Here is a 24,402-nt window from a genome sequence, read left to right on the forward strand (position 1 = left end):
CAGACGCAGCCGGGAAAGGGCGGGGCAGGGGAACGAAGCGCCGCAGGCACCCACCCGCAGCCGGGGGCCTGGGGCACGGCGCCCCAGTGCGGGAAGCGGCGGGCTGGGGAACAAGCCCGCCGCACGCGCGACCGCCTCACACCCCCGTCAAGAACCGCAAATACTCCGCCCGATTCAGCGGGTTCCCATCCGTGCGGGCCCGCACAGGCGGCAAGCCCGCGCAGCGAAGATCTTCCGCCGGCATCGACCACCACACCGCCTCCCCACTGGAGAGCGCCGGCAGCCGCCGCTCCAGCGAAGCCACCCGCCCCGCCGGGATCAACCCCTTGAGCACGCACGCCTCGCCCCCGACGGCCGTGTCGCGGATCCGTGCCCCCGCCGAAGCGAGCGCGCCGCTCACCCCGCTCAACGCGCCCACGGGAACCTCGAGTTCGAAGGAATGGCAGGGCTCGTACACCGCCGTGCCCGCCGACGCCAGCGCCCCCATCAGGACCAGGGGGGTCACCCGGCGGAAGTCCGCCGCCGTGCTCACCGGGCCCACGAAGCCCGAGCGGGTCAGGGTGACGACGCAGTCGGTGACGGGCCAGCCGTGCAGGCCCTGGGTGAGCGTGCGGTGGACGGTCTCCTCGATGGCGCGGTCGAAGGCGAGCGGCAGGGCGCCGAGTTCGGTGTCGCGGCGGAAGACGTTGCCCGACCCCGGTGGGCCGGGCTCGACGCGCAGGCCCACCGTCGCCCAGAAGTCGTGGCCGCCGTGGCGTTCGATCTGCTCGTACGCCTCGCCCGTGCCGGCCGGCCGCTCGCGGTGGACCGTGCTGCTGGGCTCGAAGAGCGCGTCGACACCGAACTCCTCGCTGAGCGTCGCCGCGATGATCTCCTTCTGCACCTCGCCGTAGAGGAGCACCGACATGCCGGCCCCGGCGGGCAGGGCGCGGGTCCCGATGAGGGGGTCCTGGTCGGCGAGGGCGGTGAGCGCGGCGTGCAGCCGGGCCGCGTCGGCGGCGCGCACCGGTCGTACGACCGTCTCCAGGCTCGGGCCCGCGAAGTACGGCGTCGCGTCGCCGCCCGCCGCGCACCCCAGCCGGTCGCCCACCCTGACGCGCGGCAGGCCGCGGATCCTGGCGATGCCGCCCGCGGTGAGGCGGCGCCGGTCGCCGGGTGCCCCGCCGATCACGTCGAGGGCGGTGATCCGGCCGGAGTGCTCGGCCCGCATGCCGTCCCCCTCACGCCGGTGCAGCGTGATGTGCTGACGTTCCGTCACCTCACCGGCAAACAGGCGGAGATACGCCGTCTTCGCGCCCGACGCGCCCCGCTCCACGGCGAAGACCGTGCCGGTCGGACCGTCGCCTTCTGCCGGGCGCGGTGGCAGCCAAGCGGCGATGCCGTCGACGAGTGCCGCGACGCCGTCCCCGGACAGCGCCGAGCCGAAGTACACGGGGTGGACCAGCCCGCGCGCGGTGCGGTCGGCGAGCAGGGCGCGCAGTTCGTCCGCGCCGGGCGGCGCGCCGTCGACGAGCCGGGCGAGCAGTTCGTCGTCGGCCTCGGCCAGGGCCTCGCCCACCGCGTCCCGGAAGGCCGGGTCGGCGAAGGAGCCCGGGACCGTACGGGCGCCGGGCGTGCCGATGCCGTCGACGGTGCCCATCGGCACCACCGCGGGCGCGAGTCCGCGGCGGATGCCGGCCAGCGTCCCGGCGTCACGCGCCCCCGCGCGGTCGGTCTTGTTGACGAAGATCAGCGTGGGCAGCCGCAGCCGCCGCAGGGTCTTCATCAGCACGCGCGTCTGCGCCTGCACACCCTCGACGGCGGACAGCACGAGCACGGCGCCGTCGAGGACGCCGAGGGCGCGTTCCACCTCGGCGATGAAGTCGCTGTGGCCCGGGGTGTCGATGAGGTTGACGCGGCGGTCGCCGACGCGGAAGGGGGCGACGGCGGTACGGATGGTGATGCCGCGGCGGCGTTCCAGCCCGCCGCTGTCGGTCAGGGTGCTGCCGTCGTCGACGCTGCCGAGCCGGTCGATGACACCGGCGTCGAAGAGGAGACGCTCGGTGAGGCTGGTCTTGCCGGCGTCGACGTGGGCGACGATGCCGATGTTGAGGGTGTGGCTGGCGTCACTCGCGGTGTTCCGGGAGCGCGAGTTGCTGCTGGTGGTGTGCATACGCGAAGAAGTCCTCGGGGACGGTCGTCCGGTCAGGGCGCTGGTGGTTTCCGAGGTTTCCGCGCATGCCCGTGTCTCCCGAGGTCTTCGGCGTCCTTCGCGCCCGCGGTGGTGCGGGCGCCGGTCATCCTGCCAGCAGCGCACCGGCCGGGGCGACGCATTTTCTTCCGCACCACATGAGCACCCTCACGCTCATAGGTCCGTTCACTCTCCGGTAATCTTCGACTACTGCTGGAAGTCGTCCGCCCTTTGTGAATTGCTTCACACCTGACCCTTGGCCGCGTCCGGGTCTTCGTGCTGAGATTCGGGTCACGGCTTCCAGCTCGACGGCGCGCTTGGGGAGGGCACTGTGGCGGATACCGCCATGCGGAATTCTGGGTTGTCGGAGGAGCCACCAGGACCACAGGGGCGGGACCCGCAAGGGGACGATCCCCTCGAAAGAGCCGTATGGCGACTGCGGTCGCGCGCCTGCTGGGACGACGCCGCCGCGCTGCTCGCCCCGCACGCCGCCGAGGATCCGGGCGCGGCGCTGCGGCGGACGGAGGTGCTGACCGAGCGGTGCGTCTTCACCGGACGGGGCTGGGGGGCCGCGGAGGACGCGCTACGGGCGGCCGAGGCGCTCGCCACGGACGACGAGGAGCGGGGCGCGGCAGCTTGCGAGCGGGGCCATCTCGCTTACGCGGCCACCCTTTTGGGCGTACGGGACCGGGCGGACGAGGCGCGGTCCGCGCTGGGCCGGGCGGCCGCGCTGCTGGCTCCCGCCTCGCCGACGCGGCCGTTGCTGAACTTCCGGCGGGGGCTCATCGCCCAGCACCTGTCGGAGAATCCCTCCGACGCCACCGCCGCCTTCCAGCGCGCCCACGCGGGGGCGGCCGCGCACGGCCAGCGGCTGCTGCTGTCCTTCACCTGGCGGCACGTGGCGGCCATGGCCGAGCACGACGGCAAGCTCACCGAGGCCCGGTACGGCTTCGCGGAGTCGCTTCGCATAAGGGAAGAACTGGGCTATCTGATCGGCATCGCCCCGGCCCTGGCCTCCCTGGCCGCCGTCCTGCCCGACGCGGAGGAGGCGGCACGCCTACGCGCGGAAGCGGGCCGGCTCGTACGCCTCCTGGGCGGCGTCCCGGCATGGCTGGCGGACCGACTGCCTCCGGACACGGCTCCGGCCTGAAGCCGGGTCCCGCCACCCGTCAACGGCGAAGAACCCGACAAACCAGCCCGGCCAGCGTTCGAGGACGCGCCCGAAGGGCGTTCGGGCCACACTCGGCGAAGGCGAACCCCACAATGAGCCCGGCCGGCGTTTGAGGCCGCCCGCCGCAGGCGCACACAACCCGCACAAGACAACGGCGAGCAACCCGAATCACCGCCCACCCGAAAGGTGCCCGGTCAGCAGCGTCTCCACCCGCCCCAGATCGCCCGCCGCCAAGGCGTCGAGCAGGTCCAGGTGTTCGGCCGCGTCCGCGGCGAGGCAGGCGGTGCGGACGGCGGGGCCGTGGGCCGCGGGCCACTGGGCGCGGCGGTGGAGCTCCTCGGCGATGGTGACCAGTTGGCGGTTGCCGGAGAGGCCGAGGAGCGCGCGGTGGAAGGCGCGGTCGGCCTCGGCGTAGTGGGCGCGGTCGCCGGTCGCCGCCACGGCGGCGGCCGTCTCGGCGAGGGGCCGCAGGTCGGCCCAGCGTGCGGCCGGCACGCTGCGGGCCAGCCGCAGGACAGCCGGGACCTCCAGGAGGGCGCGCACCTCGGCGAGTTCGGCGAGGTCGCGGGCGGTGCGGCGGGTCACGCGGAAACCGCGGTTGGGGACGACCTCGACGGCGCCTTCCATGGCCAGCTGCTGCATCGCCTCGCGGACGGGCGTCGCGGAGACGCCGAAGCGCTCGCCCAGGGCGGGCCCGGAGTAGACCTCGCCGGGTATCAGTTCGCCGCTGAGCAGCGCCTTGCGCAGGGCGTCGAGGATCTGCCCGCGCACGGAGTACCGCTGCGGCATGCGGCGTGCGGGAGCGGACCGCGGGGCGGGGACGGCGGCCGGGGCGCCGTACGCGTCCTCGCCGTACGCCTCCTGGCTGTGGACGTGCTCGCCCCGGACGTGGCCGGTCGGCGCGCCGTGCGCGGTGGCCCGTCCGGGCGCGCCGGGGCCGGGCCGCGGTGCCGCGCTGTGGGGTCTGCCCTGCTCCATGGGGGTCCTCCTGTGTCCACCCGAACCATAGGCGGCCGTTCTGACAGTTCAAACCCCGAAGCATCCGGGTAAGGTAAGGCTTGCCTGTAAACGATCGCGATTCGGTGGTATTCGCATGCCTCCCGCCCCGGCCGCCCCGTTCTCGCACGTGCCCTCTCCACCTGCCCCGGAGTCTCCCGTCGGCGACGCGTACGCCCGGCTCGCCGAGCTGCTCCCCCGGCCGGCCGTCAGTGTGGAGCCGCCCCGGCGGGGCGACGGCTGGGTGACCGCGGCGGGGCTCGCGGCGGGCGGGGCCGAGCTCGACGCGTTCCTCGCGTGGGACGACGAGCAGCTTCTGCGCGACCACGGCGAGCGGGCCCGCCCGGATGTCGTCGCGAGCGTCGGCCTGCACCGCTACGCCTGGGCCCTGTGCCTGCTCGTCACGGTGCCGTGGTTCCTGTGCCGCCGGGTGGTGCGGCTGCCCGTCGAGGCCGTCTCCTGTCACCGGGAGCAGGGCCGGATGACGGCCCGGATCACCGAATTCGCCTGCCTGGCCGACGATCCGGCGGCGGGGGATCCGGGCGCCCGGGTCGTCGCGGACGAGGAAGAGCTGCGGGCCCGGGTGCGGGAGGCGGTGGCCGAGCACCTCGCGCCGGTGCTGGCCGCCTTCCGGCCGCGGATGCGGCGCGGCTCGCGCGCCCTGTGGGGCATGGCGACCGACGAACTCGCCGAGGGCCTCTGGCGGCTGGGCGGGCTGCTGGGCGAGGGGCCGCGCGTGGAGCGGGAGTTGGAGCTGCTGCTGCCGGGCGCCACCCCGCCGTACGCGGGCGGTGCGGCCTTCCGTGCGCTGACCGGACCCGCGGGCGAATCGCTGCGAACTCGTGACCGAGCCAGCTGCTGCCTCTTCTACACCCTGCGTCCCGATGACACCTGCCTCACCTGCCCTCGTACCGGTGATGCCGTACGAGTAGCACGTATGACCACAAGCTGATTACCTTCACACCACTCGATCGGGTGGAGTGAAACGAACGCAATTCCCTTTTCGCTGGGCGGCGTTCGAATACTCCCACACCTATCTGTATGCCCTTGGCGTCCATTGGCAGGCAGTTGCCCGGAAACCCTTTGGCGAACGGTCCGATTCCGTCAGGATGGCGCGCGAAAGGCCGTACTGCTATGCAAGGGACGCAAGATGAGAGTGACCGATATACCGCTGAATTGGATGCTCCCCAGTGTGGTGGCGCTCGCCGGGGCCGTGGTGGCGGTGACGGTGCTCGCGCGCGGCGGCCGGAACGGCGGCGCGGACGACACGGGGGCTCCCACGGACTCCTGGGAACGCACCGAGGAGCGCAGGCGCCGCAAGGAGGCCATCTACGGCAGCGCCTCGTACGTCCTGCTCTTCTGCTGCGCCGCCGTGGCCGCCGCCCTCTCCTTCCACGGGCTGGTCGGCTTCGGGGTGCAGAATCTGGGTCTGACGGGCGGCTGGGAGTATCTGGTGCCCTTCGGACTCGACGGTGCCGCCATGTTCTGCTCGGTGCTCGCCGTGCGCGAGGCCAGCCACGGTGACGCGGCGCTCGGCTCCCGGCTGCTGGTGTGGACCTTCGCGGGCGCGGCGGCCTGGTTCAACTGGGTGCACGCGCCACGGGGAATGGACCACGCCGGGGCGCCGCAGTTCTTCGCCGGCATGTCCCTCTCGGCCGCGGTGCTCTTCGACCGCGCGCTCAAGCAGACCCGCCGGGCAGCGCTCCGCGAGCAGGGACTCGTGCCCCGCCCACTCCCCCAGATCCGCATAGTCCGGTGGCTGCGCGCCCCCCGCGAGACCTTCGGCGCCTGGTCGCTGATGCTCCTGGAGGGCGTGCGGACGCTGGACGAGGCGGTCGAGGAAGTCCGCGAGGACAAGCGGCAGATGGAGCGGGACCGGGTGCGGCGGCGGGAGGCGGGCAAGCTGGAGCGCGCCCGCATCAAGGCGTACAACCGCCAGCACCGGGTCTGGGGCCGCGCCCGCACCGGGCGGCAGGTGGAGGTGACCGGGCCGGCCGTGCCCGCCGCCGCGCAGCCGCCGCAACTCGGCGCGGAGCCTTCCATAGCGGCCGAGGGACAGCTTCCCGTACGCGCGCGTCCGCTCCAGGCGGTGAGCGGCCCTGATCCGATCGACCTCACCGCCGAGGACGACACCCAAGCCATCCCGCGGCTCGACTCGCTGGAGGCCAAACTCGCCCAGATCGAGCGACAGTTCGGCTGAGCCCCCATGAGCCCTGGGCCGCCGCGCGGCGGTTCAGGGCTCTTGGGCGTCCAGCTCGAACCAGACCGTCTTCCCCACGCCGTGCGGGCGGACACCCCAGCCGTCGGCGAGGGAGTGTACGAGCAGCAGACCGCGGCCCGAGGTCGCGGTCTGCTCGATGTCGTCCATCGCTTCGTGAGGGCCGCCTGGAGGGCCGGCGTCCGGTGCGCCCGTGCGTGCTCCCGGGACGCGCAGGGCCGGGTGCCGCGCGGCGAAGTCCCGCACCTCGACGCGCAGCCGTCCCTTGGCCCATGCCTCCGTGCCGCCGGTGAGCGCGGCCTTCACCACCGCCGCCCCGTCGGTGTGCACCAGTGCGTTGGTGACCAGCTCGCTCGCCAGCAGCTCGGCCGTCTCCGCGCGGCCCGGTGCGCCCCAGTGCGCCAGCAGCGCGCGCAGCTCCGCCCGCACTTGGCCCACCGCCGTGAGGTCGCGGCGTCCGAGCCGTCTTTCGAACCGTGGCCCCCAGGACGCCGGCACCTCCTCCCGCTCCGGCCGCCTCTCCCCCGCTCCGCTCGCCGCCATGCCCTCCGCGGCCCTTCCCCGGCCCGCGTGGCCGTCCGCGCTCGCCAAGCCTGCAGTCCGCCGTTTCATCCTTCCCTGTACCCGACCCCTCCCCGGCGCACCGGCATCGAACACGTTCACGCTCGCTCACGGCAATGCATGCCCCGGCCCACTGGTGGCGACTCCTGTTGACCCGTCAACAGCGCGATATGACTGGAATACCGAACTGCCTTGTGCCTCACGCGAATATGCCGTCGGTCTGTGGCGGACGGAGGTTTTCCGCACGGCATTCCGTGGTCAGGGGCGCGGTACGGTGCGGAGGCCGCAGCGCGCCACCCGGAGCATCGGGCCGGTGCTCCGGAAAATAAACCGGTGCCGGTCTCGCCGCTGGGGATGTGCGAGGCGAGGACCGGCACCGGGGTCATGGAGCGGTGGGCGTCGTCAAGGCCGTTGATCAGGTGAAGGTGGCCGGGGCGCTTCTTCCCCGTGCACCCGTGGAACCCATGGCTATGCCTCCCAGAGCGCGCACGCGGTGCGGTCGTCGGCGTACCCCGTCACCCTCAGCTGGGCGTCCCCGAGGAACGCCGCCAGACCCGGCGGCTCGCCCCCGGACCAGCGGCGGGCGAGCTCCTTGCCCAGCTCCGGCTCGCCGCGCAGCGGCTCGGCCAGGCCCGTGCTGCACAGCAGCAGGCTGTCGCCCGGCCGGGCGACCGACGCCCGGAAGCGGAATGGCTCGCCCGGCACCTCGACCGGTTCGACGGCCGGGGTGATGCCGGGGGTGGGGATGCCGAGGTCGATGGTCATCCGCTCGTCGGGGGTCGTGCCCTGGTCCACCGCGGGTTCGAGTCCCGGGCAGAGGTCCGCGGGATCCGGGTCGAGGTCCTGCCAGACCCCCTCCCGGAGCCGGAAGAGGCCACCGGTGCCGACGCCGAAGAAGACGCGCGTACGGCAGGCCGGGTCCGCGGTCAACAGCAGGCAGCGCACGGCGGCGGTGTACTCCTCCGGGCGCAGGCCCAGTTCGGCCGCGCGGGCGCGCAGCCTGCCGTACGAGCGGTCGGTGAGCCGGTGCAGCCCGGACCTCAGCTCGCCGCGGCGGCCGCCGCGGATGTCGTCGGCGAGCCGGGCGTGGCTGCGCCCGACGGCGCCGCCGAGCCAGGCGCAGATGTCCCGGGCCGCGCGGTGCGCCTCGCCGGCCGCGCGGGTGCCGCTGGCCATCGCGACGAAGACCAGGGCGCCGTCGCCCTCGCCGAAGCGGGTGGTCAGCAGGGCGTCGCGGCGCGGCTCACCGCGGTAGCGCGCGGAGTCGCCGCGCAGCGAGGTGGCGCGCAGGGTCACCGCGCCGTAGCAGGCGCCGTCGAGCACGGTGTCCGGCACGACGTCCGCCAGGTGCCGGGGGTCACCGGCGGGCCAGGCGGTCGGCTCCGCGTCGTACGTGGGCGGGCGTTCCCCCACGAACTCGGCGGCGCGGGCGGGCTTCCGCCCCTGCCGGGGCACGGTCGGCAGCCGTGGTGCCCGCTCCTCGGCGGGCTCGGGCCGGGCGGAGAAGAGGGCGTCCCAGGGCTGCATGGTCTGCGGCGGCTGGGAGGCGTCGCGGGGCTGGGGCGACCTGGCGGGCGAGAGCGGCTCACGCGAACGGCGGGATCCGGGTGACAGGGGGTCGCCGGGCTGCCGGGGGTCGGCGGGCGGGACGGCGGGGTCGCGCGGTGGACGGGAGGACGTGGGGAAGAGGGCGTCGAGAGGCGAACGCGGATCGGTGGGCGGAAGCGGATCGCGGGACGCACGGGAGCCGTTGGACGGAAAGGATTCGCGCGACCGGCGGGAATCGGCGGGCGGCTGAGGATCCCGCGAACGACGTGAAGCGGGCGCGGGCGACGCCTCGTTCGACCGGGACTGCGGGGACTTGCGCGAGGGCGTCGCCCCGCGCTGCTGCGGCTGCCGCTCACGGGGGGCCGGGGCGGTGTCGCGCGGCTGCTCGCGCCGTGGTGTCGGGAGCGTGGCCCGGCGCTCCGGGGGCGCGGCCGGCGGGTCGTCCGGCTGCCCGGCGTCCTGGACGGCGTCCTGAGGCGCGTCCTCCGGTGAGGGCTGTTCAGTCCCACGCGGGGCCTCCGCGGCGGCCTTCTCCCGGGACTTCGGGGACCAGAGGGGCTCCCGCGACTGCGGGGGCCGGGGCGGCAACGGCCCCTCCCACAGGTCCCCGGGCTCCTGCTCCAGGGGCTGCGGAGGCTCGTCCCGCTGCGGCAGATCGTCCCTCTGCGGCAGATCGGGCGGCGGGAGCGCGTCCCGCACGGGGAGCGGTTCGAGCGGCTCCCCCGGAAGCGGGGACTCCGCGGAGGGCAGCGCCTCCCGTGGCGGCGGCACGGCCTGCCCCGGCGGTTTACGCAGCGGAGACGTGGGCCGCGGGGTGTTCATGGGCCGGGGCGACGGCCGCCGTACGTTCACGGGCCGGGGCGCGCTCGCCGGCCGGGCGACGTTGGCCGGCCGCAGGGACTCCGGGAGCTTCACCGGCTTCTCGGTCGGGCCGCTGGGGTCCGCGGGCTCGGGAAGCCGGGGCGGCGGGGCGGGGGCGCGGGGCGGTGGCACCTGCCCCCTGGTATCGGGCGGGGGTGCGTCCCGGGTGATCCGCTGCGCCCGGTCCGGCGTGGGGAGCGGGGGCGGACCCACGAGGTCGGCGGGCGGCTGGAGTTCGGGCGGGCCGGGCAGGCCCCGGGTGTGCGGTGCTCCGTAACCCATCGACAGCGAGGGGAGCCCTCCCGAGGGTGGAGCGGGCCGGTCGCCGCCGTCTCTCGCCGCGCGCGCCGCCCGTCCGACCGGTTCCGCTTCGGGCACGGCACCCGTCGCCCTGACGACCGCGGCGACGGAGGTGAAGCGTTCGTCGAGGCTGTCGTCCGCGGCGGCGGAGCCGGTGTCGGGTTGATTCTTGTCGTACAACTCGCCCCACCAGGCGTCCTCTTGGCCGGAGCGTTGATCCCCCTGCTGACTCATGCCCTTATTGTCCACACCTCGGGGCATACGGGAAGAGTGCACGAAGGAACCGCCCCCAGGGATGATGTCCGTATTCGAAACACGGTCGCGGGGAGGGATGTCGCTTGCTCAGTGCCATAGGTCTGGACGCCGTCCGGGAGACAGGGCAGTGCGAGCGGCCGACGGAACAGCCGGTCGGGAACGGCGTGGTGGAACTGGTGACCGGTTACCACGCCGTCGCCGAACGTCTGTTGCGACTGCGGCTCGCCGCCACCCGCGAGATCTGCACGCTGATGGCGGACAGAGCGTGGCTCACCACGGGTGACGCGGTCAACGGCGTGCACCAGCGCATCGTTGTCGGACGTGACGCTCCGGCGCGCGGCGCCGCTCCCGCGCCGGTGCCGGGCCGCGGGCAACCGCTCACCCGGGTCCGGGCCGCCGCCCGGGTGCCCGCCGAATTCGTCGTCGCCGACCGCTCGGCGGCCCTGGTGGCGCTGTCGCCGCACGCCGCCGAGCCCGCGGCCCTGGTGGTCCGCCCCGGCGCGCTGCTGACCTCGCTGGCCGACCTCTTCGAGGACGTGTGGCACCAGGCCTCGGGGGCGGGCGCGGACGACGTTCCGTACGAGGGCACCGGGCCGGACGCCGTCGACCTGGAGGTGCTCTCGCTGCTGCTCGCCGGGCTGACGGACGCCAGCGTCGCCAAACAGCTCGGGCTCGGGCTGCGGACGGTGCAGCGGCGGGTGAAACGGCTGATGGAGCTGGCCGGGGTCACGACCCGGCTCCAGCTGGGCCGGCACGCCGCCGAACGGGGCTGGACGGCACGGCGCTGACCTGCACTGATCCATTCGGCGGCCGAGGGGCGACGGCAGAGGGGCGATTACCGGCCATGCTGTCCGCAATCGTCCGGAAGCGGTGCCGCGCGCCTTCCGGCAACCTTGGTCCATGGGGACGTGGCAGCTGGTCCTGGTCGGCCTGGTGATGCTGCTCGGCCTGCTCGGCGTGGTGACCCCGGGGGTGCCCGGACCGCCGATCGTCTGGGCCGGAGTGCTGTGGTGGTCGATGACCGAGCGGACCGCCCTGGCCTGGGCCGTGCTGGCCGGCGCCACGGGAGTGCTGCTGCTCAACCAGGCCGTGATCTGGCTGCTGCCCGCCCGGCACCTACGGGGTGCGGGCATCACTCGGCGCGCCTTCCTGGTGGCCGGTTCGGCCGGGATCGCCGGGTTCTTCCTCGTGCCGGTGCTGGGCGCGGTGCTGGGCTTCGTCGCCGGGCTCTACGGGGTGGAGCGGCAGCGGCTCGGCGGGCACGGCGAGGCGTGGGCGTCGACGCGGAACGTGATGCGGGCGCTCGGGACGAGCGTCCTGGTCGAACTGTTCGCCTGCCTGCTGGTCGTGGGGGCGTGGATCGGATCGGTGTTGCGGGGGTGATCTCCCGCGACACCGATTGACGAAACGTCCAGTTCCGTTGACCGAGGTGGTCAAGCGCGCGGTGCTTCGAGACCCAACAGCAGCCGCTTGCGCTCCAGTCCGCCCGCGTATCCGGTGAGCGAGCCGTCCGCCCCGATGACCCGGTGGCAGGGGCGCAGCACCAGCAGGGGGTTGGCGCCGATCGCGCCGCCCACGGCGCGGACGGCGGCGCGCGGGGCACCGATGCGGGCGGCCAGTTCGCCGTATGTGGTGGTCGAGCCGTACGGGACGGTGTCGAGCGCGTCCCAGACCCGGCGCCGGAACTCCGTCCCCTGGACGGCGAATTCGAGCGCGAAGCCCTTGGACTCCCCCGCGAAGTACGCCGCGAGCTGCCGTGCGGCCTCCGTGAAGGCGCCGGGGTCGCGCTGCCAGTCGGGCCCCACGGTGGCGCCGTTCTTCTGCTCCGGCACGGACAGCGAGACGAGGGCGGTGCCGCCGGGCGCGGTCGCGGAGGGCCGGCCGGCGAGCAGGAGCGGGCCGAGGGGGCTGTCGATCTCGGTGTAGAGCACGGTCAGGCGTCCTTCGGTGTGTCGGGGCGGGGCTCGGGGCTGCGGAGCCGCAGGTAGTGCCGGGCGTACGAGCGCCAGGGGCGCCAGGCGGCGGTGTTCTCGACGGGTGTGCCGGTGTCCTCCGCCAGGAAGACGTCCGGGTCGCCCAGGGCCCGCATCCGGATGTGACCGGCCGTCCGGGCGTCGATACCGGGCAGGGCGAGCAGGGCGCGTTCGGCGGCGTCGCGGTCCGCGCCGGGATCGAGCCGGACCGTGCCGTCCGCCAGGGCGGTGGTGAGGGCGCGCAGCGCCCGGCGATCCGGCTCCGGGACGTCGTCGAGGGCGGCACCGGCGAGGGTGCCGGCATCGGGGAAGACGTGGGTGAGGGTGCCGTCCGGCGCCGCGAGGGGCTTCCCGCACGCGGCCACGAGCCCGCCCGCGAGCGCCGCCGCGTCCCCGGCGGACCTGCCCCGGGCCAGCACGGCGCGTACGGCGAGCTCGTCGCCGTCGGCCGCACCGGGCGAGCGCAGGCCCGGCCGGGCGTCGACGAGGGGCCGCAGCAGGGGGTCTGCGCGGAGGCGGTCGGCCACGGCGTACGGATCGGCGTCGAGGTCGAAGAGCCGGCGCGTCCGCTGCACGGCGGTGGCCAGGTCACGCGGGTCGGACAGGTGCAGGCGGCAGTCCAGCCACCGGCCGCGGTGCGCCGGGGCGGGCTCGCGGACCTCGACGACGGCGGTGCCGTACGGAAGGCGCAGGGTGCGGCGGAAGAGGCGGGCGCCGGGGGCGCCGCGCGTCTCCTCGACGCCCGGGACGGCATGCCGCTGGAGGTCGTCGAAGATCTCCCGCGCGGCGTACGGGCCCCGGTGGGCGAGCCGCAGCGGAATGCCGGCCGTCGTGGCCGGCGCACGGCGGCCCCGGGCGTCGTCGCGCAGCGCGGTCGGTGTGCGGGCGTAGATCTCCCGGACGGTGTCGTTGAACTGCCGGACGCTTCCGAAGCCGGCCGCGAAAGCGATCTCCGTGACCGGCAGCGACGTCGTCGTCAGCAGGATCCGCGCGGTGTGGGCCCGCTGCGCCCGCGCGAGGGCGACCGGGCCCGCGCCGAGCTCCGCCGTGAGCTGGCGGTGGACCTGCCGGGCGCTGTACCCGAGCCGGTCCGCGAGGCCCTCGACGCCCTCGCGGTCCACGACCCCGTCCCCGATCAGCCGCATCGCCCGGCCGACGAGATCGGCCCGCACGTTCCACTCCGCGGACCCGGGCACGGCGTCGGGCCTGCACCGCCGACAGGCCCGGAACCCGGCCCCCTGCGCGGCGGCCGCCGACGCATAGAAGCTCACGTTGACCCGCTTCGGGGTGACCGCGGGGCAGCTGGGCCGGCAGTAGATCCCCGTGCTCGCCACGCCGAAGAAGAACTCTCCGTCGAAGCGGGCGTCCCTGCTGCTCACCGCTTGATAGCGGGAGTCGTCGAGGGGGGTGGGGGTGGGTTCCATACGGTCAAGTTTGCGGCATGGGGGGGTGGGGGTCTGGCGGGAATCGGACGGCGTTGTCGAGTGGGGGTTGTCTGTGGCTGGGGTGGGGTGGCCTCAAGCGCCGGCCGGGCTTGGGTGGTGGTGGGTGCGCTTTCCGCTGGGTGCGGGGGCGTTTCCGAGTGCGGGTTGTGTGCGCCTGCGGCGGGCTTTGTTCCCCTACCCCGCCCCTTCCCGAAACTGGGGCTCCGCCCCAGACCCCGATGCGCGGGCCGGTTCGCCGCCTGCGGCGGGAGCTCCCCCAGCTACCTCCCCCAGACTCCGTCCGGGGGTGCCCCCAGAGGTGCCCCCAACGGGCTAAAAGAAAGGCAAGAAGGGCGTGCCCGGGCTGGAATGAGCGCCCCGGACGGCGAAAAGAAAGAATGGCGCACCCCACAACCCGATGTCGCCCTCCGGCGGGAGGGGGTGGGGTCGGAGGGTGGGGTTCTGGAACGCGGTGCGACTTCAGGGCACCCAATACGTCTTACGCTGCCCGCACCGCGTTCCAGGTCCCCAGCCCGGAGGCCCCGCCCCCGGCCCCACAACCAAAGCCCGGCCGGCGTTTGAGGCCGCCCGCCGCAGGCGCCACGCACCCGCACCCAGAACCGCCCCCGCACCCAGCGGAAAGCGCACCGCGTTCCAGGTCCCCAGCCCGGAGGCCCCGCCCCCGGCCCCACAACCAAAGCCCGGCCGGCGATTGAGGCCGCCCGCCGCAGGCGCACAAAACCCGCGCTCAGACACACGCAGCCCGTCCGGCGCCTGAGGACAAACAGAACCCCCGCCCCCACGACAAAGCGTCAGCGCCCCCGCTTGCGAGCCAGCATCTCCCGCCCCTCCGCCTGTCGACGCTTCCAGTCGCGCCGCATCTCCGAGCGGAGCCTCGCGTCCGTGCGGGCGGCGATGCGCTCGTTCTCGCGGAGCAGCTTGCGGTAGCTGTCGAGGCGGCGCTGCGGGAGGTCGCCGGAGGACAGCGCCTCCAGGACCGCGCAGCCCGGCTCGCTCTCGTGGGCGCAGTCGTGGAAGCGGCAGCGTGCCGCGAGGGCCTCGATCTCCGCGAACGCCCGTGCCACGCCGGTGTCCGCGTCGTACAGGCCCACCCCGCGCAGGCCCGGCGTGTCGATGAGGACGCCCCCGCCCGGCAGCGGCAGCAGGTTGCGTGTGGTGGTGGTGTGGCGGCCCTTGCCGTCACTGTCGCGTGTGGCGTTGACGTCCTGGACGTCCTCGCCGACCAGGGCGTTGGCGAGGGTGGACTTCCCGGCGCCGGACTGGCCCAGGAGTACGGACGTGCCGCCGGTGAGCGTCGCGGCGAGGGCGTCGACGCCCTGGCCCGTCGCCGCGCTGACCGCCAGGACCTGTGCGCCCGGTGCGGCCGCCGCGGTGTCGTCGAGGAGGTGGCCGAGGACGACGGGGTCGGCGACGAGGTCTGCCTTGGTGAGGATGACCAGGGGCGCGGCCCCGCTCTCCCAGGCGAGGGTGAGGAACCGCTCGATCCGGCCGAGGTCCAGCTCGGCGGCGAGCGAGGAGGCGATCACGGCGTGGTCGACGTTGGCGGCGAGGATCTGGCCCTCGGAGCGCTGGGAGGAGGTGGACCGGACGAAGGCCGTACGGCGCGGCAGCAGCGCCCGTACGAAGCCCCGGTCGAGGTCGACGGCCGCCCAGTCGCCGGTGCACATGATGCGCAGCGGGTCACCCGTGGTGACGAGCGCGGTGTCGGCCTGCACGGTCCGTACGCCGTCGCCGTCGGGGACGACGAGGTCGCAACGACCGCGGTCGACGCGGACGATCCGGCCGGGCGTCAGGTCTTCGGCGGCGTGGGGGGCGAAGCTTTCAGCGAACCCTTCGTCCCAGCCGTAGCGGGTGAGGGGGTGCGGAGCGGTGAGCTCGGACAAGGTGATGGTCCTTCAGGAGGGAGTGGATCGTTACCTGCTTCCGTGTGCGGGCAGCGCCCGTCGCCGTGACAGTCATCGGTCCTCACCTCCTGTTCCTGCACCCTGTTGTGCGAAGCGATCGTATGCAGGGGGTGCATACGATCGCCATTTGTTTTTCCGCCTCGCGGCCGGACGCCCTGCGGGCGGTGTCCTCAACCGCCGGACGGGCTGTCATTGCGGCACCCGCATCAGCCACATCCAGCCCGTCCGGCATTTGAGGACACCGCCGCGTAGCGGTGGTGCGGACGAGAGCCACCCGCACCCGAGCACAGCCGCCCGCCGGAGGCGCCTAGTGCCCGCCGTTGGGCCTCGCGTGTTTGCCCGGTGAGTCCGGCTTCGCGTGTTTCGGGCGGTGTTCCGGGCGCTGGATGCGCGAGCGTACGTCCTCCGGCGGGAGGAACTGCGCCCAGCGCTCGGGGAATTCCGAGGGCGGTTCGCGGTCCTGGCCTATGACGCCTTCCTCCACCTCGTCGTCGGAGTCCTCCTCCAGGCCCGCCTCCAGTGCGCGGGCGGCCCGTTCCGCGGCCTCGCGGGCCAGGGCCACGGCGCGCTGGCGGTCGACCTCGGCGCGGGCGCCGGCCGTCGCTACGGACGGCCAGACGCGGTCTATCGCGGCGTTCACCGCGGCGCCGACGAGGACCGCGAACGCCGAGACGCCGATCCACAGCAGGACGGCCACGGGCGCGGCGAGCGACCCGTAGATGGTGAGGCCCTCCACGGTGTGGGTGAGGTAGACGCGCAGCAGGAGGCTGCCGATCACCCACATCGTGAGGGCGACCAGTGCGCCGGGGATGTCCTCCTGCCAGGGCGAACGGACCGGCACGGACACGTGGTAGAGCGTGGTGAGGAAGGCGACGGAGAGCAGGATCAGGACGGGCCAGTAGAGGTAGCGGACGAGGTCCGCGCTCCAGGGCACGACGTTCACCACCTCCTCGGGTCCGGCCACCATCAGCGGCAGGACGATCGCCCCGATGACGAGGGCGACGACGTAGAGGACGAAGGCGAGCACGCGCGTCCTGACGATGCCGCGTTTGCCCTCCAGCCCGTACATGATCGTGATCGTCTCGACGAAGACGTTGACGGCCCGGGAGCCGGACCACAGGGCGACCGCGAAGCCGAGCGAGATGACGTCGGGGCGGCCCTTGGTGACGTCCCGGAGCAGCGGTTTGGCGATCTCGGTGACGCCCTTGTCGCTGAGGACGGTCGCCGACGCCTTGAGGATGTTCTCCTGGATCGAGCCGATGGTGTTGGTGCCGGTCCAGTCGTCGAGATAGCCGAGCAGACCGAGGAGCCCGAGCAGCAGGGGTGGCAGGGAGAGCAGGGTGAAGAAGGCCGCCTCGGCCGCCAGTCCGGTGACGCGGTACTCGACGCAGGAGTTGACGGTGTCCTTGAGGAGCAGCCACGCCATCCTGCGTTTCGAGACATTTCGGTACAGGACCCTGGCCCTGTGGAGCCGGCCGACCCGCCGCCCCGATCGTTCGTTTGCTGCCTGCACGCTCTAACCGTATCGGCCCTGGCCAGGTTGGTTCGCACAGTGGCCGGGCGGGCCCGCGAGGGGCGCGACGGTGACGGAGGCCCGGGGCGGAGGGTGATGCTGCGCCGACTCGGCACCACCCTCCGGCCGCTCGTGGAAAAGCTTCCGCCCGCGCACTACCGGACCGCAACGGTTGCATGGAGTTGCAATCACGCGGATGCCCCTGCGCGCGGGGCCCCGCGGCGGCACCATGGCAACGTGAACCGCGGAACCATCGACTCACGCCTGCTGCCGGCCGTCCGCGAGGCATGCCTCGGCGACGGCGAACCCCCGGCTCCGCCCCGGCCGGTGATCGGGGACTCCTGGCGCCGGGTGCGGCTCCACGGCCTCGACCCGGAGCACGGGAGCGCGGCCCCGCCCCCGCTGCCGGTGGAGGAGGTCGAGCACCGGCGGCACACCTCGCAGTTGGGCGGTCTGCTGCCGCAGCTCCGCGAGGGACTGGGCGCCTTCGTGGACGTGGAGCGGCACCTGCTGGCCGTCACGGACGGCGAGGGCCGGGTGCTGTGGCGGGAGGGGAGCCCGGGGACGCTCCGCAGCGCCGACCGGCTGGAGTTCGCGGTGGGCGCCGCGTGGACCGAGGAGCGGGTGGGCACCAACGGCATCGGCACGTCCCTGGTGGAGCGGCGGCCGGTGCAGGTGCACTCGGCGGAGCACTTCGTACGGACCCACCACGCCTGGACGTGCGCGGCGGCTCCGCTGCACGACCCGCGCGACGGGCGGCTGCTGGGCGTCGTGAACGTCAGCGGCCCGGCACCCGCCTTCAACCCCGCGACGCTTCCCCTGGTGACCGCCGTCGCGAAGGTGGCCGAGGGAGAACTGCGCGCCCGGCACTGGGAGTCCGTGGAGCGGCTGCGTTCGGTGGCCGCGCCGATGCTCTCGCGCCTCGGTGGCCGGGCGCTGGCCATCGACCGGGAGGGCTGGATCGCGGCGGTGACCGGGGCGGCGCCGGTGGGCCGGGTGGCGCTGCCCAAGTCGGTGCGGGCGGGGCTGGTGTGGCTGCCGTCGCTCGGGCTGTGCTCGCTCGAACCGCTGCCGGACGGCTGGCTGGTGCGGGTCGCGGAGACCGCGCAGCCGGACGCCCAGCCGAACCGGGTGGTGCTCGACCTGCGGCACGCCCGCGACTGGACGGTGACGGTCTCCGGCGCCGCGGGTCAGTGGTCGCAGGAGCTGAGCCCGCGCCATGCGGAGCTGCTCTGCATCCTGGCGCTGCATCCCTCGGGGCGGACGGCCGCGGAGCTGGCGGCGGATCTCTTCGGGGATCCGTCCCGGACGGTAACGGTACGGGCTGAGATGTCCCGAATGCGGCGCACGTTGGGTGGGGTACTGGGGCATCGTCCGTACCGTTTCGCCGATGGCATCGAGGTGCGGCTGCTGTCGCCGGCGGATCCGGACGATCTCCTGCCGGGGTCTACGGCGCCGGCGGTTGTGGGGGTGCGGCGGGGTTAGGCGGTGGTCTGGGCACCGTTGCCGCCTGCGGCGGGCTTTGTTCCCCTACCCCGCCCCTTCCCGAAACCGGGGAGACCCCGGACCCCCTGACCGCGCTCCGCGCGGTGTCCTCAATCGCCGGACGGGCTGGATTTGGCTGATGAGGGTGCCAATTCAGCCCGTCCGGCGATTGAGGACACCGCGGCGAAGCCGTGTTGCGGGATCTGGGGCAACGCCCCGGTTTCGGGAAGGGGCGGGGTAGGGGAACAAAGCGCCGCAGGCACGGGCTGGGGAACAAGCGCCGCAGGCGCCAACCCACCCGCATCAGCCCACCCCCCGCCCCATGATTGGCTGAGCCCCATGAACACCCGCACCGTCACCACCTGGTCCCTGGAGCAGACCGCCCCCGGCGACCTGCTTCCCGCCCGCGAACCCGACGCGTCCGCCGGGATCCGGATCGTCCGGGCCGAAGTGCCCTCGCCCGAGTTCAGCCGCTTCCTCTACACCGCCGTGGGCGGGGACATCGTCTGGACCGACCGGCTGCGCTGGACGTACGAGCGGTGGCTGGCGTTCCTGGAGCGGCCCGGCGTGGAGACGTGGGTGGCGTACGACCACGGGACCCCGGCCGGTTACATCGAGCTGGACGCGCAGGACGACGGCGCGGTGGAGATCAGTTACTTCGGCCTGCTCCCGGCGTTCCGCGGCCGTCGGATCGGGGGTCACCTGCTGTCGTACGGGACCGCGCGGGCGTGGGACCTGGCCGAGCGGTGGCCCGGGCTGGCGCCTACGAAGCGGGTGTGGGTGCACACGTGCACGCTGGACGGGGAGTTCGCGCTGGCGAACTACGAGCGGCGGGGATTCCGGCTGTTCGACACCGCGGTCGCGGACGAACCGCTCGTCCCCGCCCCGGGGCCGTGGCCCGGGGCCTGACCCTTATCCGTCCCGCATGACGGTACAGATTCGTCCGCCATGCGGACAATGGTGGACTCCCCCGAGACCGCCGTGCCACGCTTCCGTCATGTCCCGCGCCGGAGTTGCCTTGGTGAGTCGACGTCACGTCGATCTCGGCCGCATGTCCAGCGCCATCTGTCCGGCGCGCTGACAGCCTCAGCACCGCCGCGCCTCTCCCCACCTCCCGCATCCCCGCGCCAGCGTCGACGCGTCGGGCCATTTCGGCATACGCGCAGGTCAGCAGGGCCCCTCATGATCCGGGGCCGCTGCTCGCCGACGCGCTCCCGAGCGCCACCCCCAGAAGGACAGATCGCCATGGCTGCCACCTCGGAACTCCCCGCCGCCGCCACGTCCCGCCGCAAGGCCGGCCGCCACCGCGGCGAGGGACAGTGGGCCGCCGGCCACTTCACCCCGCTCAACGGCAACGAGCAGTTCAAGAAGGACGACGACGGTCTCAATGTGCGGACACGCATCGAGACGATCTACTCCAAGGCCGGCTTCGACTCGATCGACCCCAGCGACCTGCGCGGCCGGATGCGCTGGTGGGGGCTCTACACCCAGCGCAAGCCCGGGATCGACGGCGGCAAGACCGCGATCCTGGAGCCGGAGGAGCTGGACGACAAGCACTTCATGATGCGGGTCCGCATCGACGGCGGACGGCTCACCGTCGCCCAGCTGCGGGCCATCGGCGAGGTCTCGGAGCAGTACGCCAGAGGCACCGCGGACATCACCGACCGGCAGAACATCCAGCTGCACTGGGTGCGTATCGAGGACGTGCCCGCCATCTGGGACAAGCTGGAGGCCGTCGGGCTGTCCACCACCGAGGCGTGCGGGGACTGCCCCCGCGTGATCATCGGCTCGCCCGTGGCGGGCATAGCGGCCGACGAGATCATCGACGGCACGCCCGCGGTGGACGAGATCCACGACCGCTACATCGGCAGCAAGGAATTCTCCAACCTGCCGCGGAAGTTCAAGACCGCGGTGTCCGGCTCGCCCGTGCAGGACGTCGTGCACGAGATCAACGACATCGCCTTCGTCGGTGTGGACCACCCCGAGCACGGCCCCGGATTCGACGTCTGGGTGGGCGGCGGGCTCTCGACCAATCCCCGGCTCGCCGAACGGCTCGGCGCCTGGGTGCCGCTGGCCGAGGTCGCCGACGTATGGGCCGGTGTGGTGGGCATCTTCCGCGACTACGGCTACCGCAGGCTCCGCAACCGCGCCCGGCTGAAGTACCTGATGGCCGACTGGGGGCCGGAGCGGTTCCGGCAGGTGCTGGAGGAGGAGTATCTGGGGCACAAGCTGCTCGACGGCCCCCCGCCCGCCCAGCCCGTCTCGCGCTGGCGCGACCACGTGGGCGTGCACCGGCAGCGCGACGGCCGCTTCTACGTGGGCTTCGCCCCGCGCGTCGGCCGGGTGGACGGCGCCACCCTCACCAAGATCGCCGAACTCGCGGGCGCGCACGGCAGCGACCGGCTGCGGACCACCGTCGAGCAGAAGATGCTGATCCTCGACGTGGCGGCCGACCGCGTCGACTCCCTCGTCGCCGGCCTGGAGGCGCTGGACTTCCAGGTGCGGCCCTCGCCCTTCCGGCGCGGCACGATGGCCTGCACCGGCATCGAGTTCTGCAAGCTCGCCATCGTCGAGACCAAGGCGCGCGGCGCCTCGCTCATCGACGAACTGGAGCGCCGGATGCCGGACTTCGAGGAACCGGTGACGATCAACATCAACGGCTGCCCCAACGCGTGCGCCCGTATCCAGACCGCGGACATCGGTCTCAAGGGCCAGCTGGTGCTGGACGCGGACGGCAATCAGGTCGAGGGTTTCCAGGTGCACCTCGGCGGCGCGCTGGGGCTGGAGGCCGGTTTCGGCCGCAAGGTCCGCGGTCTCAAGGTGACCTCCGCAGAACTCCCCGACTACGTCGAGCGCGTCCTCACCCGCTTCTCCGAACAGCGCCGGGAGGGCGAGCGGTTCGCGACCTGGGTCGGGCGCGCGGCCGAGGCGGACCTGGCGTGAACGGCGCCCGTACGACCGCCGGAATGCGGGCGGGGAAATCGGTGACAGGCACAGCACGGACGCGGACAAGGGGAACGGAATGAGCGAGCGGGCCGCCCCCTTCTACTGCCCCTACTGCGGTGACGAGGACCTGCGCCCCTGTGAGGAGGGCCACGGCGCCTGGGAATGCGGAATGTGCAACCGTGCGTTCCGGCTTTCGTTCCTCGGGCTGCTGGCCAAAGGTCTCGCGCCCGGACACCGTGAAGGGGGCAGCACATGACCAACGGCACCGATCTGCGCGACATCGCCGTACGGGCGGGCCGCGAACTGGAGGACGCCACGGCGTCCGACGTCCTGCGCTGGGCGGCGGACACGTTCGGCGCGCGGTTCTGCGTCACCTCGTCCATGGAGGACGCGGTGGTCGCCCATCTCGCCTCGCGCGTACGGCCGGGCGTCGACGTCCTCTTCCTCGACACCGGCTACCACTTCCCGGAGACCATCGGCACGCGGGACGCGGTGGCGGCCGTCATGGACGTCAACGTCGTCACGCTCACACCGGAGCGCAGCGTCGCCGAGCAGGACGCCGAGCACGGTCCCGCGCTGCACGACCGCGACCCCGACCTGTGCTGCGCGCTGCGGAAGGTCGCCCCGCTGGCGGCCGGTCTGGACCGCTACGACGCGTGGGCGACCGGCCTGCGCCGCGACGAGTCGCCGACCCGCGCGAACACGCCGGTCGTCGGCTGGGACGAGCGGCGCGGCAAGGTGAAGATCGCGCCGATCGCCCGCTGGACGCAGGACGACGTGGACCGGTACGTCGCCGAACACGGCGTGCTCACCAACCCGTTGCTGATGGACGGCTATGCCTCCGTCGGCTGCGCGCCCTGCACCAGCCGGGTCGCCGCCGGGGAGAACAATCGCGGCGGCCGGTGGGCCGGCCGCGCCAAGACGGAGTGCGGGCTGCACGGATGAACGGACACGGAGAGCAAGTGATGAGCGGGGCCACGATCTGGCTCACCGGCCTGCCGAGCGCGGGCAAGACGACGATCGCCAAGGCGCTCGCCGGGCGGCTGCGCGGCGAGGGGCACCGGGTGGAGGTGCTGGACGGCGACGAGATCCGCGAATTCCTCTCCGCCGGGCTGGGCTTCTCCCGGGCGGACCGGGACACCAACGTGCAGCGGATCGGCTTCGTCGCCCAACTGCTCGCCGCACACGGCGTGAAGGTCCTGGTGCCGGTCATCGCCCCGTACGCGGATTCACGCGCGGCGGTGCGCGAGCGCCACCGGAAGCAGGGCACCGGCTATGTGGAAGTGCACGTGGCGACACCGGTGGAGGTGTGCTCCGTACGGGACGTGAAGGGTCTGTACGCGAAGCAGGCGGCCGGGGAGATCGCCGGGCTCACGGGCGTGGACGACCCGTACGAGGAGCCGGCCGATCCGGACCTGCGCATCCATGCGCACGAGCAGAGCGTCGCGGAGTCGGCGGCGGCACTGCACGCCCTGCTGTCCGAAAGGGGGCTGGCGTGAGCGGATTCCCCGACGACGGTCTCTACGCGCTGTCGCACCTGGACGTGCTGGAATCCGAAGCGGTGCACATATTCCGCGAGGTGGCGGGTGAGTTCGAGCGGCCGGTGATCCTCTTCTCCGGTGGCAAGGACTCCATCGTGATGCTGCACCTGGCGCTGAAGGCGTTCGCGCCCGCGCCGGTGCCCTTCGCCCTGCTGCACGTGGACACCGGGCACAACTTCCCCGAGGTGCTGGCCTACCGCGACCGCACCGTGGCCGAACACGGCCTGCGGCTGCACGTCGCCTCCGTGCAGGAATTCATCGACGACGGCCGGCTGCGGGAACGCCCGGACGGTACGCGCAATCCGCTCCAGACCGCGCCGCTGCTGGACGCGATCGAACGGAACCGTTTCGACGCGGTCTTCGGCGGCGGGCGGCGCGACGAGGAGAAGGCGCGCGCCAAGGAGCGGGTGTTCTCCCTGCGCGACGAATTCGGCGGCTGGGACCCGCGGCGGCAGCGGCCCGAGCTGTGGCAGCTCTACAACGGCCGGCACGCGCCGGGCGAGCACGTCCGTGTCTTCCCGCTGTCCAACTGGACCGAGCTGGACGTCTGGCAGTACATCGCCCGCGAGAAGATAGAACTGCCCGGCATCTACTTCGCCCACGAGCGCGAGGTCTTCTCGCGGCAGGGCATGTGGCTCGCGGCCGGTGACTGGGGCGGCCCCAAGGACACCGAGCCGCTGGAGCGGCGCAGAGTGCGCTACCGCACGGTCGGCGACATGTCCTGCACCGGTGCCGTCGAGTCCGACGCCGTGACCATCACGGACGTCATCACCGAGATCGCCGTCTCCCGGCTCACCGAGCGGGGCGCGACGCGCGCGGACGACAAGCTGTCGGAAGCCGCGATGGAGGACCGCAAGCGCGAGGGGTATTTCTAGCCATGAACGTCATCGACTCCCTGGCCGGCGAGGTGACCGCCCCGGCCTCGCTGCTGCGTTTCGCGACCGCGGGTTCCGTGGACGACGGCAAGTCGACCCTCGTCGGGCGGCTGCTGCACGATTCCAAGTCCGTGCTCGCCGACCAGCTCGAAGCCGTCGAGGACGCCTCCCGCCGCCGCGGCCAGGACACCCCCGACCTCGCCCTCCTCACCGACGGCCTGCGCGCCGAACGCGAACAGGGCATCACCATCGACGTCGCCTACCGCTACTTCGCCACCCCCCGACGCCGCTTCATCCTCGCCGACACCCCCGGCCACGTGCAGTACACCCGCAACATGGTCACCGGCGCCTCCACCGCCCACCTCGCCGTCGTCCTCGTCGACGCCCGCAACGGCGTCGTCGAACAGACCCGCCGCCACGCCGCCGTCGCCGCCCTCCTGCGCGTCCCCCACCTCGTCCTCGCCGTCAACAAGATGGACCTCACCGACTACGCCGAGCCCGTCTTCGCCGCCATCGCCGAGGAATTCGCCGCCTACGCCACCACCCTGGGCATCCCCGACGTCACCACCATCCCCATCTCCGCCCTCGCCGGCGACAACGTCGTCGAACCCTCCGCCCACATGGACTGGTACGGCGGCCC

The 24,402-nt window shown here is 73.4% G+C and carries 22 protein-coding genes; 14 read left to right on the plus strand and 8 right to left on the minus strand.

Annotated elements, in window-relative coordinates:
* Positions 1–136: 136 nt before the first annotated feature.
* Positions 137–2,152 (minus strand): GTP-binding protein, encoded by a 2,016-nt coding sequence (locus ACFY1P_RS10890; RefSeq protein WP_390750456.1) that lies wholly within the window; start codon positions 2,150–2,152, stop codon positions 137–139.
* 364 nt (positions 2,153–2,516) lie between these two features.
* Here ACFY1P_RS10890 and ACFY1P_RS10895 point away from each other — a divergent pair, with 364 nt between their 5' ends.
* Positions 2,517–3,320, plus strand: a complete 804-nt coding sequence (locus ACFY1P_RS10895) for a hypothetical protein (RefSeq protein ID WP_361529860.1) — start codon at positions 2,517–2,519, stop codon at positions 3,318–3,320.
* A 189-nt stretch (positions 3,321–3,509) separates the two neighbouring features.
* On the opposite strand, the gene ACFY1P_RS10900 is transcribed toward ACFY1P_RS10895, so the two are convergent.
* The gene (locus ACFY1P_RS10900) at positions 3,510–4,319 is read right to left on the minus strand and encodes a GntR family transcriptional regulator (RefSeq protein ID WP_390750457.1); all 810 of its coding nucleotides are present in this window, start codon (positions 4,317–4,319) and stop codon (positions 3,510–3,512) included.
* A 115-nt stretch (positions 4,320–4,434) separates the two neighbouring features.
* Here ACFY1P_RS10900 and ACFY1P_RS10905 point away from each other — a divergent pair, with 115 nt between their 5' ends.
* Both ACFY1P_RS10905 and ACFY1P_RS10910 read left to right on the plus strand, forming a co-directional pair.
* A complete protein-coding gene (locus ACFY1P_RS10905; protein ID WP_390750458.1) occupies positions 4,435–5,289 on the plus strand; it encodes a (2Fe-2S)-binding protein in 855 nt (284 codons plus the stop codon).
* Positions 5,290–5,487: 198 nt separating this feature from the next.
* Positions 5,488–6,537: a DUF2637 domain-containing protein gene (locus ACFY1P_RS10910; RefSeq protein ID WP_301891585.1), complete on the plus strand. Its 1,050-nt coding sequence runs from the start codon at positions 5,488–5,490 to the stop codon at positions 6,535–6,537.
* A 33-nt stretch (positions 6,538–6,570) separates the two neighbouring features.
* On the opposite strand, the gene ACFY1P_RS10915 is transcribed toward ACFY1P_RS10910, so the two are convergent.
* Positions 6,571–7,098, minus strand: coding sequence for an ATP-binding protein (locus ACFY1P_RS10915; protein WP_390750459.1), 528 nt, complete (start codon positions 7,096–7,098; stop codon positions 6,571–6,573).
* Positions 7,099–7,584: 486 nt separating this feature from the next.
* Positions 7,585–10,059, minus strand: a complete 2,475-nt coding sequence (locus tag ACFY1P_RS10920; RefSeq protein WP_390750460.1) for a protein phosphatase 2C domain-containing protein — start codon at positions 10,057–10,059, stop codon at positions 7,585–7,587.
* A 104-nt stretch (positions 10,060–10,163) separates the two neighbouring features.
* Between ACFY1P_RS10920 and ACFY1P_RS10925 the strand changes: the two genes are divergently transcribed.
* Together ACFY1P_RS10925 and ACFY1P_RS10930 are read left to right on the plus strand one after the other, a co-directional pair.
* Complete coding sequence (locus tag ACFY1P_RS10925) at positions 10,164–10,868, plus strand: LuxR family transcriptional regulator (protein ID WP_390750461.1); 705 nt, start codon at positions 10,164–10,166, stop codon at positions 10,866–10,868.
* Between the two features lie 112 nt (positions 10,869–10,980).
* Complete coding sequence (locus ACFY1P_RS10930; RefSeq protein ID WP_361529839.1) at positions 10,981–11,463, plus strand: DUF456 domain-containing protein; 483 nt, start codon at positions 10,981–10,983, stop codon at positions 11,461–11,463.
* A 50-nt stretch (positions 11,464–11,513) separates the two neighbouring features.
* Here ACFY1P_RS10930 and ACFY1P_RS10935 read toward each other — a convergent pair whose 3' ends face one another.
* The 4 genes from ACFY1P_RS10935 to ACFY1P_RS10950 form a co-directional block, all read right to left on the minus strand.
* A complete protein-coding gene (locus ACFY1P_RS10935; protein ID WP_390750473.1) occupies positions 11,514–12,017 on the minus strand; it encodes a methylated-DNA--[protein]-cysteine S-methyltransferase in 504 nt (167 codons plus the stop codon).
* The gene (locus ACFY1P_RS10940; protein ID WP_390750462.1) at positions 12,014–13,477 is read right to left on the minus strand and encodes a DNA-3-methyladenine glycosylase 2 family protein; all 1,464 of its coding nucleotides are present in this window, start codon (positions 13,475–13,477) and stop codon (positions 12,014–12,016) included. The genes ACFY1P_RS10935 and ACFY1P_RS10940 overlap by 4 nt, the downstream gene beginning before the upstream one ends.
* 812 nt (positions 13,478–14,289) lie before the next feature.
* Positions 14,290–15,387: a ribosome small subunit-dependent GTPase A gene (gene rsgA, locus ACFY1P_RS10945; RefSeq protein ID WP_390750474.1), complete on the minus strand. Its 1,098-nt coding sequence runs from the start codon at positions 15,385–15,387 to the stop codon at positions 14,290–14,292.
* Between the two features lie 322 nt (positions 15,388–15,709).
* On the minus strand, positions 15,710–16,915 hold the full coding sequence (locus tag ACFY1P_RS10950; protein ID WP_361529830.1) for a YihY/virulence factor BrkB family protein: 1,206 nt from the start codon (positions 16,913–16,915) through the stop codon (positions 15,710–15,712).
* A gap of 237 nt (positions 16,916–17,152) precedes the next feature.
* Here ACFY1P_RS10950 and ACFY1P_RS10955 point away from each other — a divergent pair, with 237 nt between their 5' ends.
* The 9 genes from ACFY1P_RS10955 to ACFY1P_RS10995 form a co-directional block, all read left to right on the plus strand.
* Positions 17,153–18,400 carry a GAF domain-containing protein gene (locus ACFY1P_RS10955; protein ID WP_390750463.1) on the plus strand — a complete coding sequence of 416 codons (1,248 nt, stop codon included), beginning with the start codon at positions 17,153–17,155 and terminating at the stop codon, positions 18,398–18,400.
* Positions 18,401–18,739: 339 nt separating this feature from the next.
* On the plus strand, positions 18,740–19,309 hold the full coding sequence (locus tag ACFY1P_RS10960; RefSeq protein WP_361535081.1) for a GNAT family N-acetyltransferase: 570 nt from the start codon (positions 18,740–18,742) through the stop codon (positions 19,307–19,309).
* 88 nt (positions 19,310–19,397) lie between these two features.
* A complete protein-coding gene (locus tag ACFY1P_RS10965) occupies positions 19,398–19,481 on the plus strand; it encodes a putative leader peptide (RefSeq protein ID WP_356458947.1) in 84 nt (27 codons plus the stop codon).
* A gap of 164 nt (positions 19,482–19,645) precedes the next feature.
* Positions 19,646–21,343, plus strand: a complete 1,698-nt coding sequence (locus ACFY1P_RS10970; RefSeq protein WP_361535084.1) for a nitrite/sulfite reductase — start codon at positions 19,646–19,648, stop codon at positions 21,341–21,343.
* Between the two features lie 79 nt (positions 21,344–21,422).
* Entirely contained in the window at positions 21,423–21,602 is a 180-nt protein-coding gene (locus ACFY1P_RS10975) for a hypothetical protein (RefSeq protein WP_361535087.1), read from the plus strand.
* Positions 21,599–22,291 (plus strand): phosphoadenylyl-sulfate reductase, encoded by a 693-nt coding sequence (locus ACFY1P_RS10980; protein WP_361535090.1) that lies wholly within the window; start codon positions 21,599–21,601, stop codon positions 22,289–22,291. Before ACFY1P_RS10975 ends, ACFY1P_RS10980 begins: the two co-directional genes overlap by 4 nt.
* A 20-nt stretch (positions 22,292–22,311) precedes the next feature.
* Positions 22,312–22,845, plus strand: coding sequence for an adenylyl-sulfate kinase (gene cysC, locus ACFY1P_RS10985; RefSeq protein WP_361535093.1), 534 nt, complete (start codon positions 22,312–22,314; stop codon positions 22,843–22,845).
* A complete protein-coding gene (gene cysD, locus ACFY1P_RS10990; RefSeq protein WP_390750464.1) occupies positions 22,842–23,762 on the plus strand; it encodes a sulfate adenylyltransferase subunit CysD in 921 nt (306 codons plus the stop codon). Before cysC ends, cysD begins: the two co-directional genes overlap by 4 nt.
* A gap of 2 nt (positions 23,763–23,764) precedes the next feature.
* A partial coding sequence (locus ACFY1P_RS10995; protein ID WP_390750465.1) for a GTP-binding protein occupies positions 23,765–24,402 on the plus strand: 638 nt, incomplete at its 3' end.

Source organism: Streptomyces sp. NPDC001407 (genome assembly GCF_042895325.1).
Classification (GTDB): domain Bacteria; phylum Actinomycetota; class Actinomycetes; order Streptomycetales; family Streptomycetaceae; genus Streptomyces.